Raw genomic sequence first — 15,992 nt, 5'->3', positions numbered from 1 at the left:
GCCTGACCGGGCAGCCACAAAAGGCAGCGCGGTCTTTTAGCAGTCCCAGCGCCGGTAGTTCTGGTAGCACAACTCGCGAATACGGGCTTTGTCTCTGGCCAGCTGGTTTTGCGCTTCCCTTACCTTGTTTTGTTCACGTGATTGGGCTTCGTACTCCTTGCGCTGCGCTTCACGCTGTTCAGCACTGGCTCTTTGTGATTCCAGATAGCTGCGCTGCGCTTCCGCTGAACGGACATTGTTGATTGCGCGCTCGCTTTCCTGGCGGAATTGCCGCTCTTGCTGTGCTGCCTGCTTGGCAATCTGCTGTCTGTTCGCTTCTTCCGCAGCCAGACGGAGTTCTTCCTTCCTGGCATCCTCTTCCGCTTGTACCTTCAGCCGAAGTTCTTGTGCGGCCTGTTCCTTGCGCGCAGCTTCACGCTTGGAGCTGATGTAAAAACTCCCTGCGAACAGCATTGCAACTCCCACAGCCAGAATGACCACAACACGTGTGAGTCCCGACGATTCCTGCTCGACTTTGATTGTTCTGTCCAGACGTGCGGCCGCGGGCCTCGTTAGCGTACTGCTGAGCTTGCGATCATGCGCAGCCCTGGACTCGTCGTCTCGCAGTACCTGGTAGGCGGTTTTGACTTCCAGGAATCTGTCAACGGCTTGTGGGTCAGCCGCCAGCCTGGCCGGGGAGTAATGGATATTTGCCTTGTTAAAGGCCACTTCAATGTCTTCTTTGTTGGCGTTTCCGGGTACTCCCAGAACCAGATAGGCTGACTTCATGAAATCCCTGTGAGGTAGATATTGTTAGTGGTTATCCGCGACGGAGCCTAGCGCCGGCTTGACGTACTTACAGTTACTGTGATTCTTCTTGCTGTATGTGCTTCAGCTCCGGCATCGACACCTGTAAGTCGGGAATTTTCTGGATAGACGCTCGGTGTCGATATAGCAAGACGAGCTTTGCTTGTCCGTTTGCTGTCCATGCACTCGGCCTCAATGGCTCCCCTAATCTCTGCAGGATTGCCTTTCTTGGCAAACACGGAAGAAACCAGTTCTTTTTGCTGAATTTTTTCCAACCGACCAATAGTTTTGGCATCAATTTGGGCATGCAAGCCCTCAAGGGTTTCCTTGTGGGCTCTGGCCTGAATAATGGGCATGGCACGGGCTCCCAAATCTGCGCACTGCGTGTCGGCAGCGGCATTGACCTGTTCCTTGCTAAAGGAGCCAGTTAAGGAGGAATACTTTTTCTGGATCTCGGTGTCGCAGGGTTTGTCCTGGAATGTGGCTCCACATTTGAACAATTGCTGACTGCTTGCTGCAGAACACGCGATCGCCGCAAATACGGCGACCATCATTGGCCTGTAAATTCCCACGTATTTCCTCCCTGCCGGCGTCTGATGTCACAAATTTTTACATCAGTATACCGAGAGCGAAAGGCAGGCTAAGAATGCCCAGCATTGTTGAAAGTGTCACCAGGCCCGCCACGTAACCCCCGTTGTAGCCCATGCGCGCCGCCAGCACGTACGCGCTGGAGGCCGTAGGCAAGGCGGAAAACGCCAGCAGGATGGTGCTTTGCACCGGCGACAGCCCGAAGGCTTTGCACAGGCCCATAGCCATGAGCGGCATCAGCAGGTGCCGTATCGACAGCACGGCCACTGCCAGCGTCTTGGCTTGCGACAGGTGGCCGAACTGCATGCCGGCGCCTGCCGCCATCAGGCCCAGTGCCAGCGAGGCGGCTCCGATGCGGGTCACCGTGGGTTCGAGCCAGACAGGCAGGGTAAAGCCGAGCAGGTTGGCCACCAGGCCTGTGGCGGTAGCGAGGATCAGCGGATTGCGCGCCAGCTCGCCCATGAAGCCGCGCCTGGCATGCCGCGCCATGGGCCACACCGCCGCCACGTTGAAAAGCGGCACGCATACACCAATCAGCACGGCGATCAGCTGCAGGCCCTGGCTGCCCGCCAGCCGGTCGGCCAGGGCCAGCGCAATGAAGGAGTTGAAGCGAAACGCCACCTGCGCGCTGGCGGCGTGCTCACGCGAGTCGATGTGCCTGCCCAGCCAAGGCAGGTGCGGCAGGCTGTAGGCCATCGCAATACCGGCTATTCCCAGCAGGATGCCGGCGCTGATGAGGCTGGAGGCGGCGCCCAGGTCCAGCGGGCTTTTGACGATCGAATGAAAAAGCAGGACCGGAAACAAAAAGTAATAAACCAGGCTCTCCACCTGTTCCCATACGGTGCGGTTGAGGGCGGTGTAGCGGCAGACGAGGTAGCCGCAAACAATCAGGGAAAAGTCGGGAAAAAGAAGCTGCGCGTAGTTCACTCGCCGAGAATAACCGCAATCCCCCCGGGTTTGCCCTTATGCGTAATCCACAACTGCGGGGCATGAATGTTGCGATTACCATTTCTGCTGTTTTTATTGAAGGACTGAACATGCAACGTCGTTATCTGTTTGCCTATTCCGTGGTGTCCGCGCTTGCGCTGGGCGCCGCCGCAGGCCCCGCATTGGCACAGGGTTATCCCAACAAGGTGGTCAAGCTCGTGGTGCCGTTTGCACCGGGTGGCACCACTGATATCGTCGCCCGCGTCATCTCCGAGCCACTGGGCAAGGCCTTGGGCCAGAGCGTGATCGTCGAAAATCGGGCCGGCGGCGGCGGCGTGGTGGGCGCACTTGAGACATCGCGCGCCGTTCCCGATGGTTATGCGTTGGGCGTGGCCACGGTGTCCACCACCGCGGCCAATCCGGCCATCAACCCCAAAATTCCGTACAACACGCTGACGGACTTCACGCCCATCATCAATATCGCGGCAACGCCCAACATCATTGCGGTTCACCCGAGCTTTCCGGCGCGCAACTACAAGGAGTTTGTGGCTGAGCTCAAAAAGAACCCCGGCAAGTATTCCTATTCGTCCTCGGGCACCGGCGGAATCGGTCACCTGCAGATGGAGCTCTTCAAGAGCATGTCGGGTACCTTCGTGACGCACATTCCCTACCGCGGCGCGGGTCCGGCCCTGAACGACACCGTGGCCGGGCAGGTGCCCATGATTTTTGACAACCTTCCATCGGCCCTGCCGTTCATCCAGCAAAAGCGCCTGATCCCCATTGTGGTGGCCGCGCCCCAGCGCCTGGCTGTGCTGCCGGATGTACCCACTTTCAAGGAAGTCGGCCTGGAGCCTGTGAACCGCATGGCCTATTACGGCATCATCGGCCCGAAAGGCTTGCCAAAGGACGTGGTCGACAAGGTCAGCGCCGGGGTGAAGAAATCGCTGGAAGATCCGGCGATACGCAAACGGATCGAAGACACCGGCTCCCTGATCATTGCGAATACGCCCGAGCAGTTCACGGCGCAGATCAAGGCCGAATTTGATGTCTATAGAAAAGTGGTCGACTCGGCCAAGCTCAAGCTCGAATAGAACTTTGAAGCCGGGCTGACCGGAAGCAAAGCTACCCGTAAGCCGCCGCGCATTCAAATGTGCGGCGGCTTTTTTGTTATGGTCACCCCATGCAGCCAGAAAGCCAGTCCAGTATTGATGGGTTTATTGACGCCTTGTGGCTGGAAGACGGGCTGTCCAAAAACACCCTGGCGGCTTACCGCCGCGACTTGTCGCTCTACGCCGGATGGTTGGCTGCCAGGGAGCAGGGAGGGCGAAAACTTGACGAGACGGCGGAGGCCGATCTCAACCGCTACTTTTCGGCCCGGCACGCTGCGACCAAGGCAACATCCGCCAACCGGCGCCTGACGGTGTTCAAGCGCTATTTTCGCTGGGCATTACGCGAGCACCTGATTGCTGCAGACCCGACGCTCAAACTCCAGTCGGCAAAGCAGGCGCTTCGGGTGCCCAAAGTCATGAGCGAAGCCCAGGTTGAAGCCCTGCTGGCCGCACCCGACGACGGCACGCCGCTGGGCCAGCGCGACCGCGCCATGCTGGAACTGTTGTACGCCAGCGGCCTGCGCGTAAGCGAGCTGGTGGGCCTCAAGACATTTCATGTGGGACTGAACGAAGGGGTGCTTCGCGTCATGGGCAAAGGCAGCAAGGAACGGCTGGTGCCCTTCGGCCAGGTGGCACGGGAATGGATTGTGAAATACCTGGCAGACGCGCGGCCGGCCATCCTGGGAGGGCAGCAGACCGACGACCTGTTTGTCACCGGCCACGGCAAGGGCATGAGCCGCGTGATGTTCTGGATGCTGGTGAAAAAATATGCGCGGCTTGCCGGCATCAACTCGCCGCTGTCTCCGCACACCTTGCGCCATGCATTTGCCACGCATTTGCTGAACCACGGCGCCGACCTGCGCGCGGTGCAGATGCTTTTGGGCCATGCCGATATTTCCACCACGACGATTTATACCCATGTGGCGCGTGAACGGCTCAAAGCGCTGCACGCGCAGCACCACCCCAGGGGGTAGTAGAGCCCCACGGTCGTTCGCTGCGTAACTCGCTGCCCCCGAGGGGCCGCCCACCCTACGGCCCGGCAAAGCCGGTTCCGGCGCTCATGCTGGCATGAATAGTTCCGCGGGCGTAATCGAGTAGAGAGGTATTTCACCAGCAGGTGCCGCGGAACCGGCTTTGCCGGGCCGCAGGCACCGTCCCCTGCAAGGGGAAAAGGGCTACACGAAGTGAGCCCGATAGGGGTGTGCCGATTTTTCGGCTTTGCCGGCCCCAGGCGCCGCCCCCTGCAAGGGGGGAACAGGCTACACGGAGTGAGCCTGGACGGGGGTGTACATGTAGTCCCGGTTGAAGGGATAGCTTGATTGGGCGCCGGTGACCGGTGTGTTGTGCACATCACCTGAGGGCCGCGCCGCCAGCATCTGGTGCAGCGAGATCCAGCCTTGCTCAAAGCTCATTGCGCTGCCTGCCAGGTAGAGGCGGTAGGCGCGCAAAGTCTTTTCCGCGCGTTCGGCGCCGCCGTCTGCGGCCAGTACCTGACGCGCGTCGTCCAGCCTGGCCTCCAGGGCGTCCGACCAGTTCCACAGCGTCCGTGCATAGTGGGGGCGCAGGTTTTCGGTGTCCACCATCTCCAGGCCTGCGCGTGACATGTGCTCCAGCACGGCGCTGACGTGCATCAGCTCACCGCCGGGGAAGATGTACTTTTCGATGAATTCGCCCATGCCGGCGCCGAGCTGGCGGTTTTCCAGGCCGCCGGCCGTGATGCCGTGGTTCATGACCAGCCCGCCCGGGGCCAGCAGGTGCATGATCTTCTGGAAGTAGGCCGTCATGTTGGCATGGCCCACGTGCTCAAACATGCCCACGGACGAGATCTTGTCGAAGGGCTGGTCTTCCGGCATGTCGCGGTAGTCGCGCAGCTCCATGCGCACGCGCCCCTCCAGGCCTTTTTCCTGAATCAGCCGCTGCACGTGCGCGTGCTGGTTTTTCGACAGGGTGATGCCGGTGGCATCGACGCCGTAATGTTCGGCCGCCCACATCAGCAACGCACCCCAGCCGGCGCCAATGTCCAGGAAACGTTCGCCGGGCTTGAGCATGAGCTTGCGGCAGATGTGGTCGAGCTTGGCTTCCTGGGCCTGGGCCAATGTCATGGCGTTGTCGCTGTAGTAGGCGCATGAATACACCCGCCGAGGGTCGAGCCAGAGCGCATAGAAGGCGTCGGACACGTCATAGTGGAACTGGATTTGCGCTGCATCCCGGCTTTGGGTGTGGGCGGCCAGGGACTTGGCGCGGTGCAGCAGGCCGGACCACCAGCCGGTGTCGCTTTGCACCGGGTTGCCGGGCAGCAGTTTGGTGACGGCGCGCATCACGTCGCGCATGGCGCCCTCGAGCTGGAGTTTGCCTTCGACGTAGTCCTCTGCCAGGGCGCCGATCTGGCCGGCCTTGAGGCGGGCGATGGAAGACCAGTGCGAAAACGCGAGCTTGACGGGGGCGTTAGGCTCTCCGAGACGCTGGCCCTGCGGCAGCTGCAAGGCGATGTCCGCGGGCAAGCCCGGCATTTGCGAAGGGATGTCTGGAACGAGATGCCGGATCATGCGCAAACTCCTTTTCAAGAGTTTTGCAGTCTAGCGCTGTTCGAAAATCCCTGCCGTGACTGTATGTGTAGGAATTCGCCGCGTCCTGGAACCTGTTGCTAGACCAGAAGCGCCAGTTCCGCCTCGTCAAAACCAGCCCGCCGGCGGGCGTCCAGGTTCAGCGGGCCCTTCAGGCGAGGCGCCCCATACTGCCTGGCCAGCACCGGGTAGGTCGCCACCGGATCCAGGCCCCGCTGGGCGCACAGGTAGCGGTACCAGCGGTTGCCGATGGCGACGTGGCCGATTTCGTCGCGCAGGATGATGTCCAGGATGTCCACGGCTCGCAGCGCGTCCGGCGTGCCGACCTTGCGCAGCTTGGCCTGCATGGGTGGGGTGGCGTCCAGGCCGCGGGCCTCCAGGGTGCGCGGCACCAGCGCCATGCGCGCCAGCACGTCGCCTTCGGTTTTGGCAGTCATGTCCCATAGCCCTGTGTGCGATGGGAAATCGCCGTAGTCGTAACCCATGGCCTGTAGATGGGCGCGCAGCAGGCTGAAATGGCGGGCTTCTTCGGCGGCTGCCTGCAGCCAGTCCAGGTAGTAGGCCCGCGGCATGCCGGCAAAACGCCAGATGGCGTCCAGGGCGAGGTTGATGGCATTGAACTCGATGTGCGTGACGGCATGAAGCAGGGCCGCCAACCCCTCGTGTGTGAAAGGCGAGCGCTTGGGTACATCCAGGTGAGAGCGCAGTTCCGGCCGTTCCGGGCATCCGGGCAGACCCGGTGGCGCAGGAATCGCCAGCTCCTTTGCTATCAAAACAGTAGCTGCTTGCGCTTGCGCCTGTTGGGCCAGGCGCACTTTTTGCTCTGGATTTTTGGTGAGAAGGGCCTGCAGCGCTTGCTGGCGCAGTTCTGCAGGGGCCAGTAGATCCGTCATGAATCCATTGTCGTTGATACCTTGGGGATGTCCGGAATGGCTGCCGGCGGTGTACGCTGAATGACAGGGGAAGCCGCCTCCTTACAATCGGTGCATAGCCGCCACGCTCTTTCCCGTTTGTGGCCTTTGGCTTTAATTTTGAGTGAGAACGCATGGCTATTTATCAATTGGACAAGCTGACCCCCACCGTTCCTGCGTCTGCCTGGGTGGCCGACAACGCCCAGGTGATCGGCGATGTGCGGCTTGGCGAAGACTGCAGCGTCTGGTTTGGCGTGGTGATCCGGGGCGACACCGAAACCATCACGGTGGGCCGGGGCACCAATGTCCAGGACAACAGCGTGCTGCATGCCGACATGGGCGTGCCCCTTACCCTCGGGGAAGACGTCACGGTCGGCCACCAGGTCATGCTGCACGGCTGTACCATCGGCGATGGTTCGCTGATCGGCATCCAGGCGGTTGTGCTCAATCACGCGAAGATCGGCAAGAACTGCCTGGTAGGCGCGGGCTCAGTCGTGACCGAAGGCAAGGAATTCCCGGACGGCTCCCTGATCATCGGCAGTCCGGCCAAGGCGGTGAGGCAGCTTTCCCCCGAGCAGATTCAGGGTTTAAAAATGATCGCGAAGCACTATATAGACAATGCCCAGCGCTACAAGGCCGGGCTCAAGAAAATCGCCTGAACGGCACTTAAGCATGATCAAACCCAATAAATACACACAGAGCGCTAGCGTCGGAGTTCCCATTCCAGCAGGGGCCGCGGAACCGGCTTCGCCGGGCCGCAGGCGCAGCGGCCCCCTCGGGGGGCAGGGAGCTACACGAAGTGAGCGACCGTGGGGGCCCAATGTCTGAGTTGCATAAATTCATCTTTGAAGGCCTGCCGGTTCGCGGCATGCTGGTCCGCCTGACCGATTCCTGGCAGGAAATCCTCAAACGCAGACAGGCGGCCGGCGGCTACCCGGCCGAGGTCATGCAGCTGCTGGGAGAAATGACCGCCGCAGGTGCGCTGATGCAGAGCAACATCAAATTCAACGGTGCGCTGATTCTTCAGATCTTCGGTGACGGCCCGGTCAAGTTGGCTGTGGCCGAAGTGCAGCCCGACCTGAGTTTGCGCGCCACCGCCACGGTGACGGGTACGGTCGATGCGGGCAGCTCACTGAGCCAGCTGGTCAACGTGAGCAATCAGGGGCGCTGCGCGATCACGCTGGACCCCAAGGACAAGTTGCCGGGGCAGCAGGCCTACCAGGGTGTGGTGCCGCTTTTTGGCGATCAGCGCGAGAAGATTGAGAACCTGGCGGAAGTGCTTGAGCATTACATGCTGCAAAGTGAGCAGCTCGACACCAAACTGATTCTGGCAGCCGACGGCAAGGTGGCTACCGGCCTGCTGATCCAGCGGCTGCCGGTCAAAGGCCAGGGGAACCTTGAAGGCCAGATCGACCGGGACGCCAACGAAGACCAGATCGGCGTCAATGAAGACTACAAACGTATTGCCATGCTGGCCGGCACGCTCAAGCGCGAAGAGCTTTTAACTCTCGATGCCGACACGATCCTGCGCCGCCTTTTCTGGGAAGAGCAGGTCACCCGGTTTGAACCCGCCACCCCCAGTTTTGCCTGCAGCTGTTCGCGCGACCGTGTGGGCAACATGCTGCGCAGCCTGGGTACAGACGAAATCGAAAGCATCATTTCCGAACGTGGCAAGGTCGCGGTTGGGTGCGAATTTTGCGGCGCACAGTATGAATTTGACCCGGTGGATGCGGCGCAGCTTTTCACCAGCCAGACCAACCAGCAGCCACCCACGTCCACCGTGCAATAGTTTCGTCGGCCGCGCTGCGGCAGGGCAATGCTTCAAGCGGTTGCTGCAGCGCGCTCCGCCAGCAGGTCGCTGAGCAGGCGGTGCTCACAAGCAGGATCGCTGCACTTTTCGCAGACCCACACCCAGGCCTTCCTGCTTTTTTGGGGGCTTGCTGTCGCGCTGGGCGTGCTTCGGGTGAAAGTCGGGGCACGGGGCCGCAGACTTTGCGCGGCCTCCAGCGCCCGGGCAAGGCGCTGCTCTGCGGTCCCGTACATGACGCGATAGGGAATGCCCGCGTGCGACAGGGCTGCACGAATCGACTGGTCGGCGCTGTGTTGATGTTGCCAGCGTTCATCGGCCGTTTTGGCCGCCTGCGTTTCTTCCAGTCCCATGAGCAGCGTCAGCCCAAAGCTGGGGAGGTCGGCAGGAAGGGACGCGGCATCGGTCACGGCTACGGTGGCTTCGTGCCCCGAGATTTTCAGGGCGCAGTCCAGCGCAGCGGCAAGCTGTCTCTTTCCGGTAAGTGGAGCGCCGGTAACGGCAATTTTCAGCACGGGTACTTTCGCAGGCTGGATACCCAGGGCTTACTTGGTCACCTGCACGAAGATTTCATTCGGCTTGACCATTCCGAGTTCGATCCGGGCTTTTTCTTCGACCATTTCGAGCCCCTCCTTCAGGTCTCGGACTTCTGCAGCGAGCTGGTCATTGGCAGCCTGCGCCTGAACGTTTTTGGCGAGCTGCTCGGTCAGCCGGTGCTGCATGTCGCGCACGCTGGGAATGCTGCCCCGGCCGATCCAGAGTTGCGCGTGGAATATGGCCAGGAGCGCAATCAGGATGGCGGGGACGAGTCGGTTTCCCATGCCTATGCTTGAGGGTGATGATTAAAGGACAAGGTTTTTTCGCCGGGCCGCCCCAAGAAAAAACGCGCCCCCTCGGGGGGCAGCGAAGTACGCGAAGCGACGAGCGTGGGGGCTGACTTTTCGCCGGGCCGCCCCAAGAAAAAACGCGCCCCCTCGGGGGGCAGCGAAGTACGCGAAGCGACGAGCGTGGGGGCTGACTTTTCGCCGGGCCGCCCCAAGAAAAAACGCGCCCCCCCGGGGGGCAGCGAAGTACGCGAAGCGACGAGCGTGGGGGCCATTTACCGGAGGTTATAAAAGGCCGCGCGGCCCGGATAGGTGGCGATGTCACCCAGGTCTTCTTCGATGCGCAGCAGCTGGTTGTACTTGGCCATGCGGTCCGAGCGCGAGAGTGAACCGGTCTTGATCTGGCCCGCATTGGTGCCCACGGCGATGTCGGCAATCGTGGAGTCTTCGGTTTCGCCCGAACGATGGCTGATGACGGCGGTGTAGCCGGCGCGCTTGGCCATCTCGATGGCGGCAAAGGTCTCGGTCAGCGTGCCGATCTGGTTGATCTTGATCAGGATGGAGTTGGCAATCTGCTTGTCGATGCCTTCCTTGAGGATCTTGGTGTTGGTGACGAACAGGTCGTCGCCGACCAGCTGCACCTTTTTGCCCAGGCGTTCGGTCAGGGTCTTCCAGCCGTCCCAGTCGCCTTCGGCCATACCGTCTTCGATGCTGATGATGGGGTATTTGTCGACCCAGGTTGCCAGGATGTTGGTCCATTCGGTGGCGTCCAGGCTCAGGCCTTCTGCGCCCAGGACGTATTTGCCGTCCTTGTAGAACTCCGACGCTGCGCAATCGAGGCCCAGGGCAATTTGTTCGCCGGCCACATAACCAGCGGCGTCGATGGCCTCCAGGATCATCTGGATGGCCGATTCATGGTTGGCCACATTGGGTGCAAAGCCGCCTTCGTCGCCGACGGCCACACTCATGCCCTTGTCGTGCAGGATTTTCTTGAGCGCATGAAACACTTCAGCACCGTAGCGCACGGCCTCGCGAAAGCTTGGTGCGCCCACGGGAATGATCATCAGTTCCTGCAGGTCCAGGTTGTTGTTGGCATGCGCGCCGCCGTTGACGACGTTCATCATGGGCACGGGCATCTGCATGGCACCGCTGCCGCCGAAGTAGCGGTACAGGGGCAGGCCGGCTTCTTCAGCTGCTGCGCGTGCCACGGCCATGCTGACGGCCAGCGTGGCGTTGGCGCCCAGGCGCGATTTGTTGTCGGTGCCGTCGAGGTCAATCAGCGTGCGGTCCAGGAAGGCCTGTTCGCTGGCGTCCAGGCCCAGCACGGCTTCGGAGATTTCGGTGTTGATGTGTTCGACGGCCTTGAGCACGCCCTTGCCGAGGTAGCGCGACTTGTCGCCGTCGCGCAACTCAATGGCTTCACGCGAACCGGTGGACGCGCCCGAAGGCACTGCAGCACGGCCCATGACGCCGGACTCCAGCAGCACGTCGCACTCAACGGTAGGGTTGCCACGGCTGTCGAGAATTTCGCGGCCGACGATATCAACAATTGCGCTCATTAGGTTCCTTTTTTTGTAGAGAGGGGATCAGACCGGGGCGGCAACGCCTTCGACCAGGACCATATTGAAAAACTCGGTGGTGCCAGCACGCTTGGCACGTGCGGCGCGGTACATTTCGTCGTCATAAAAGGCCTTGGCCTTTTCGTAGCTGGGAAAGCGCAGCATGGCGACGCGTGCAGGTTGCCAGGTGCCTTCCAGCGCCTCAAACTTGCCACCGCGCACCAGGTATTCGCCCCCAGCGGCTGCAACCGCGGCGGGCGCGGCCGCCATGTACTGCTTGTACTGCTCGGGGTCGGTGATCTTCATGTCGACAATGATGTAGGCGAATGTCATGGCTTGTGTAGGTTTCCGGGATGGATCGCTGGCTCAGGCGCTGAAGTTGTTTTCGAGGAAGCCGTTTTTCTTGGTGACACGATCCAGTTCGAGCAGTGTTTCCAGTAGCGCCTTCATGTGCTTGAGCGGTACGGCATTGGGGCCGTCGCACAAGGCCCTGGCCGGGTCTGGATGGGTTTCCATGAACAGGCCAGAGACGCCGACGGCCACCGCGGCACGCGCCAGCACCGGCACCATCTCGCGTACGCCGCCGCTGCTGGTGCCCTGGCCGCCGGGCAGCTGCACCGAGTGGGTCGCGTCAAACACGACCGGCGCGTTGGTCTCCCGCATGATGGCCAGGCTGCGCATGTCGCTGACCAGATTGTTGTAGCCAAAGCTGGCGCCGCGTTCGCAGGCCATGAAGTTGTCTTCCGGCAGACCGGCCGCCTTGACGGCCGCGCGCGCCTTGGTGATGACGTTCTTCATGTCGCCCGGGGCCATGAATTGGCCCTTCTTGATATTGACCGGCAGGCCGGACAGCGCGACGGCGTGGATGAAGTCGGTCTGGCGGCACAGCAGGGCCGGCGTTTGCAGCACATCGACGACCTTGGCGACCTGGGCGATCTGGTCTTCGGAGTGGATGTCGGTCAGCACCGGCACGCCAATTTCCTTTTTGACCTTGGCCAGGATCTCCAGTCCTTTTTCCGTGCCCAGTCCACGAAAGGCCGTCTCGCTGGTGCGATTGGCCTTGTCGAAACTGCTCTTGAAGATGAAGGGAATACCCAGCGAGGAAGTGATTTCCTTGAGCGTACCGGCGGTGTCCATCTGCAATTGCTCGGACTCCACCACGCAGGGGCCGGCGATGAGGAAGAAGGGTTGGTTCAGGCCAATGTCGAATCCGCAGAGTTTCATGGTCAGGCTACCGCCTTGAGGGGCTTGGCGGCAGCTTTCGGGTCCTGGCCTGCCGTGGCGCGCTGTTGGAGTACGGCCGCAATATAGGCATTGAACAGCGGGTGGCCATCCCAAGGCGTGGACTTGAACTCGGGGTGGAACTGCACGCCGACAAACCAGGGGTGGACGTCTTGCGGCAGCTCGACGATTTCGGTGAGTTGCTCGCGCTGCGTTAGCGCGGAGATGACCAGGCCCGACGCACGCAGGGCATCGAGGTAGTTGACGTTGGCTTCATAGCGGTGGCGGTGGCGTTCTGTCACCACGTCACCATAAATTTTGTGGGCCAGCGTGCCGGCTGCGACGTCCGAGCTTTGCGCGCCCAGGCGCATGGTGCCGCCCAGGTCGGATTTGGCATTGCGTGTCTTGATCGTGCCGTCGGCGTCTTTCCACTCGGTGATCAGCGCGATCACGGGGTGCGGTGTGGCGGGGTCGAACTCGGTGCTGTTGGCGTCCTTCAGGCCAGCCACATGGCGCGCGAATTCGATGGTCGCTACCTGCATGCCCAGGCAGATGCCAAGGTAAGGCATCTTTTGCTCGCGGGCGAAGCGGGCCGCGCAGATCTTGCCTTCGACGCCGCGTATACCGAAGCCGCCGGGCACCAGGATGCCGTCAAAGCGCGCCAGGCGCGAGACATTGTCCTGCGTGATGGTTTCGGAGTCGACATACTCGATGACCACCTTGGCGTGGTTCTTCATGCCGGCGTGGCGCAGGGCTTCGTTAAGCGACTTGTAGCTGTCTGAAAGGTCTACGTACTTGCCGACCATGGCGATGTGCACTTCGGTCTGCGGATGCTCGGTCTCGTAGACCAGGTCGTCCCAGCGCTTGAGGTTGGCCGGTGGCGTGTTCAGGCGTAGCTTGTCGCAGATCAGGCCGTCCAGGCCCTGTTCGTGCAGCATGCGGGGCACTTTGTAAATGGTGTCGACGTCCCACATCGAGATCACGCCCCACTCGGGAACGTTGGAGAACAGCGAGATTTTTTCGCGCTCTTCGTTGGGAATGCGGCGGTCGGCACGGCACAGCAGCACGTCGGCCTGGATGCCGATTTCACGCAGTTGCTTGGCGGTGTGCTGGGTCGGCTTGGTCTTGAGCTCGCCGGCGGCGGCGATCCAGGGCACGTAGCTCAGGTGAACGAAGGCGGTGTTGTTGGCGCCCAGGCGCAGGCTCATCTGGCGCACGGCTTCAAGAAAGGGCAGGGACTCGATGTCGCCGACGGTGCCGCCGATTTCGACGATGGCCACGTCGACCGCATCAGCCGTCTCGTAGCCGGCGCCGCGCTTGACGAATTCCTGGATTTCGTTGGTGACGTGCGGGATGACCTGCACGGTCTTGCCCAGGTAGTCGCCACGGCGTTCTTTCTCAAGCACGCTTTTGTAGATCTGGCCGGTGGTGAAGTTGTTGGCCTTGCGCATGCGCGTTTCGATGAAACGCTCATAGTGGCCGAGATCCAGGTCGGTCTCGGCGCCGTCGTCGGTCACAAAAACTTCGCCATGCTGGAAGGGCGACATGGTGCCCGGATCCACATTCAGGTAGGGATCGAGCTTGATTAAAGTGACTTTGAGGCCTCGCGATTCGAGGATCGCAGCTAAGGAGGCTGAGGCGATTCCCTTGCCCAGGGAAGACACCACACCGCCGGTGACGAAGACAAATTTGGTCATGTCAGGTACGAACCGCAAGTTCGTAGAGGTGGTAAACGGAGATTATACGGGTTGCCCGCCGGGTTACTTCTTGCAGGGGATACTGAATTTCAGCCCACAGCTGTTCGGGCTTGCACGGTGGCTCGCAGCCCACGTAAGGCTGGCCGGTGTTGACCAAGCAAGCCGGGGCCGCGGAACCGGCTTAGCCGGGCCGCAGGCGCAGCGCCCCCTCGGGGGGCAGCGCATTACGCGAAGCGAAAAGCGTGGGGGCCTTTCCTCCAACTGAGATACATTGCGGAACATGACGAATCAAGTGAATCCCATGGGAAGCGGCCCGGACGGCAATGAAGCCCTGGACTTGGCCGGCAGACACATCGTGCTGGGCCTGTCGGGTGGCATTGCATGCTACAAGGCCGCTGAACTGTGCCGGGCGCTGATCAAGGCGGGTGCCACGGTGCAGGTAGTCATGACCGAAGCTGCCGAGCAGTTCATCACGCCCGTCACCATGCAGGCCCTGAGCGGACGGCCGGTCTACACCAGCCAGTGGGACAGCCGTGAAGCGAACAACATGGCGCACATCAACCTGTCGCGCGAATCCGATGCGATCCTGGTTGCGCCCATGAGCGCCGATTTCATGGCCAAGCTGCTTCACGGGCGTGCCGACGACCTGCTGAGCCTGATGTGCCTGGCCCGGCCCATCGACAAGGTCCCGTTGCTGGTGGCCCCGGCCATGAACCGTGAGATGTATGCGCACCCGGCGACCCAACGCAATTTTGTCCAACTGGCCGGTGATGGTGCCACGGTGCTGGGCGTGGGCAGTGGTTTTCAGGCCTGCGGCGAGACCGGCGACGGACGCATGCTGGAGCCTGAGCAGATCCTCGAAGACCTGATTGCCTTCTTTGCGCCCAAGGTGCTGGCCGGGCAGCATGTGCTGGTCACGGCCGGACCGACCTATGAGGCCATAGATCCCGTGCGCGGCATCACCAACCTGTCGAGCGGGAAAATGGGTTTTGCCATTGCGCGGGCGGCGCACGAAGCAGGAGCAGAGGTCACTCTTGTTGCGGGCCCGGTCGGGCTGTCAACGCCACGCGGGGTCAATCGCATTGACGTCAAATCTGCACAAAATATGCTTGAAGCCGTTACAGGGCATGCGCAAGCAGCTACTATTTTTATAGCAACTGCGGCTGTCGCTGACTGGCGGCCGGCCGCGCCTTCAACGCAGAAGATCAAGAAAGACGGCTCCGGCCAGACGCCGCAGCTGGTGTTTACCGAAAACACGGACATCCTGGCCACTGTCGCCCAGTCACCCGCCGCCCAGGCCGGCCGGTTATTCTGCGTGGGTTTTGCCGCTGAAAGCCATGACCTGGCCGACAACGCCGGGGCCAAGCGCCTGCGCAAAAAAGTGCCGCTGCTGGTCGGAAACATCGGCCCCGACACTTTCGGTCAGGACCACAACGCGTTGCTGCTGGTAGATGCGGAGGGTAGCACCGCGCTGCCCAGGGCTTCCAAGCTCTCGCTGGCGCGCCGTCTGGTGCAGGAGATCGCCGCCCGGATGGCGGCCGGGCCATCGCACGGAAAGGCGGCTGCACCATGAATCACCCCTCGGACACACCGCCTGACGGTGATTTCGCCAGCTACGTGGAGCGCCTGACTGGCGCCAATGCCGCTGCGGGAGTGCGTGAGGATTTGCTCAAACCCCAGGCGGGTGTTTCCGCCAACCCCCGGTTTTCAGCGAGTTCAGGCACGCCTTCGGTGAAGGCTGCGCTGGCGCCTTTGGCTGGCATGTCCTTCCTCAGCCACGTTAGATGGGTAGTAGTGTTGTGGATCGCTACCCAGGCGCTCTCCGAAGTGCTGCCCGGCGCGGGCTTTTTGTTTTTGCCCGCGCTGCTGGTCTATGGGGCCTGGGTGGTCTTCAAGGCCAACCGCAACTCCTCGGGTGCGCTGGTCCAGCGGCTGCGCGAGCTCGCCCGGCAGGCCGCCGAAGAGGCGCAAAAAAATCAACAACCGAAGAAAAAATAAT

Annotated in this window: 17 protein-coding genes; 6 read left to right on the top strand and 11 right to left on the bottom strand. The window is 61.5% G+C overall.

All coding sequences use genetic code 11. The features are described 5' to 3' along the window. Positions 1 to 36: 36 nt before the first annotated feature. The 3 genes from AC1DU8_RS13145 to AC1DU8_RS13135 are packed head-to-tail and all read right to left on the bottom strand — an operon-like array spanning position 37 to position 2,301. Entirely contained in the window at positions 37 to 768 is a 732-nt protein-coding gene (locus tag AC1DU8_RS13145; RefSeq protein WP_457278952.1) for a DnaJ domain-containing protein, read from the bottom strand. Positions 769 to 815: 47 nt separating this feature from the next. After that, on the bottom strand, positions 816 to 1,337 hold the full coding sequence (locus AC1DU8_RS13140; protein ID WP_477726850.1) for a hypothetical protein: 522 nt from the start codon (positions 1,335 to 1,337) through the stop codon (positions 816 to 818). 58 nt (positions 1,338 to 1,395) lie between these two features. After that, a complete protein-coding gene (locus tag AC1DU8_RS13135) occupies positions 1,396 to 2,301 on the bottom strand; it encodes an AEC family transporter (RefSeq protein ID WP_477688910.1) in 906 nt (301 codons plus the stop codon). Positions 2,302 to 2,411: 110 nt separating this feature from the next. Here AC1DU8_RS13135 and AC1DU8_RS13130 point away from each other — a divergent pair, with 110 nt between their 5' ends. Together AC1DU8_RS13130 and xerD are read left to right on the top strand one after the other, a co-directional pair. Continuing rightward, entirely contained in the window at positions 2,412 to 3,392 is a 981-nt protein-coding gene (locus AC1DU8_RS13130; RefSeq protein ID WP_457278949.1) for a tripartite tricarboxylate transporter substrate binding protein BugE, read from the top strand. Between the two features lie 89 nt (positions 3,393 to 3,481). Beyond that, on the top strand, positions 3,482 to 4,384 hold the full coding sequence (gene xerD, locus AC1DU8_RS13125) for a site-specific tyrosine recombinase XerD (RefSeq protein WP_457278948.1): 903 nt from the start codon (positions 3,482 to 3,484) through the stop codon (positions 4,382 to 4,384). 285 nt (positions 4,385 to 4,669) lie between these two features. On the opposite strand, the gene AC1DU8_RS13120 is transcribed toward xerD, so the two are convergent. Both AC1DU8_RS13120 and AC1DU8_RS13115 read right to left on the bottom strand, forming a co-directional pair. Beyond that, positions 4,670 to 5,956 carry a class I SAM-dependent methyltransferase gene (locus AC1DU8_RS13120; protein ID WP_457278947.1) on the bottom strand — a complete coding sequence of 429 codons (1,287 nt, stop codon included), beginning with the start codon at positions 5,954 to 5,956 and terminating at the stop codon, positions 4,670 to 4,672. A 98-nt stretch (positions 5,957 to 6,054) separates the two neighbouring features. Further along, complete coding sequence (locus AC1DU8_RS13115; protein WP_477726849.1) at positions 6,055 to 6,867, bottom strand: ferritin-like domain-containing protein; 813 nt, start codon at positions 6,865 to 6,867, stop codon at positions 6,055 to 6,057. Between the two features lie 152 nt (positions 6,868 to 7,019). Between AC1DU8_RS13115 and AC1DU8_RS13110 the strand changes: the two genes are divergently transcribed. Continuing rightward, the gene (locus AC1DU8_RS13110; protein ID WP_477726848.1) at positions 7,020 to 7,544 is read left to right on the top strand and encodes a gamma carbonic anhydrase family protein; all 525 of its coding nucleotides are present in this window, start codon (positions 7,020 to 7,022) and stop codon (positions 7,542 to 7,544) included. Positions 7,545 to 7,705: 161 nt separating this feature from the next. Then, positions 7,706 to 8,674, top strand: coding sequence for an Hsp33 family molecular chaperone HslO (gene hslO / locus AC1DU8_RS13105; RefSeq protein ID WP_477646843.1), 969 nt, complete (start codon positions 7,706 to 7,708; stop codon positions 8,672 to 8,674). A gap of 32 nt (positions 8,675 to 8,706) precedes the next feature. Here hslO and AC1DU8_RS13100 read toward each other — a convergent pair whose 3' ends face one another. The 6 genes from AC1DU8_RS13100 to AC1DU8_RS13075 all read right to left on the bottom strand — a co-directional run bounded on the left by AC1DU8_RS13100 (position 8,707) and on the right by AC1DU8_RS13075 (position 13,993). Further along, positions 8,707 to 9,207: a hypothetical protein gene (locus AC1DU8_RS13100; protein ID WP_477726847.1), complete on the bottom strand. Its 501-nt coding sequence runs from the start codon at positions 9,205 to 9,207 to the stop codon at positions 8,707 to 8,709. Positions 9,208 to 9,237: 30 nt separating this feature from the next. Further along, a complete protein-coding gene (locus AC1DU8_RS13095; RefSeq protein ID WP_457278942.1) occupies positions 9,238 to 9,513 on the bottom strand; it encodes a septum formation initiator family protein in 276 nt (91 codons plus the stop codon). Between the two features lie 278 nt (positions 9,514 to 9,791). Continuing rightward, entirely contained in the window at positions 9,792 to 11,075 is a 1,284-nt protein-coding gene (gene eno, locus AC1DU8_RS13090) for a phosphopyruvate hydratase (RefSeq protein ID WP_457278941.1), read from the bottom strand. A gap of 27 nt (positions 11,076 to 11,102) precedes the next feature. After that, a complete protein-coding gene (locus AC1DU8_RS13085) occupies positions 11,103 to 11,408 on the bottom strand; it encodes a DUF1330 domain-containing protein (RefSeq protein WP_477726846.1) in 306 nt (101 codons plus the stop codon). Between the two features lie 33 nt (positions 11,409 to 11,441). Continuing rightward, positions 11,442 to 12,299, bottom strand: coding sequence for a 3-deoxy-8-phosphooctulonate synthase (kdsA, locus tag AC1DU8_RS13080; protein WP_477688912.1), 858 nt, complete (start codon positions 12,297 to 12,299; stop codon positions 11,442 to 11,444). A gap of 2 nt (positions 12,300 to 12,301) precedes the next feature. Then, on the bottom strand, positions 12,302 to 13,993 hold the full coding sequence (locus tag AC1DU8_RS13075) for a CTP synthase (protein WP_457278938.1): 1,692 nt from the start codon (positions 13,991 to 13,993) through the stop codon (positions 12,302 to 12,304). 301 nt (positions 13,994 to 14,294) lie between these two features. Between AC1DU8_RS13075 and coaBC the strand changes: the two genes are divergently transcribed. Together coaBC and AC1DU8_RS13065 are read left to right on the top strand one after the other, a co-directional pair. Next, positions 14,295 to 15,566, top strand: a complete 1,272-nt coding sequence (gene coaBC / locus AC1DU8_RS13070) for a bifunctional phosphopantothenoylcysteine decarboxylase/phosphopantothenate--cysteine ligase CoaBC (protein WP_477688913.1) — start codon at positions 14,295 to 14,297, stop codon at positions 15,564 to 15,566. Beyond that, entirely contained in the window at positions 15,563 to 15,991 is a 429-nt protein-coding gene (locus tag AC1DU8_RS13065; RefSeq protein WP_457278936.1) for a hypothetical protein, read from the top strand. Before coaBC ends, AC1DU8_RS13065 begins: the two co-directional genes overlap by 4 nt. Position 15,992: the final 1 nt, after the last annotated feature.

The organism is Polaromonas sp. P3_A5, assembly GCF_056403055.1.
Note: the sequence above shows the minus strand (reverse complement) of the source record. Positions and strands in the feature narration are given on the sequence as shown.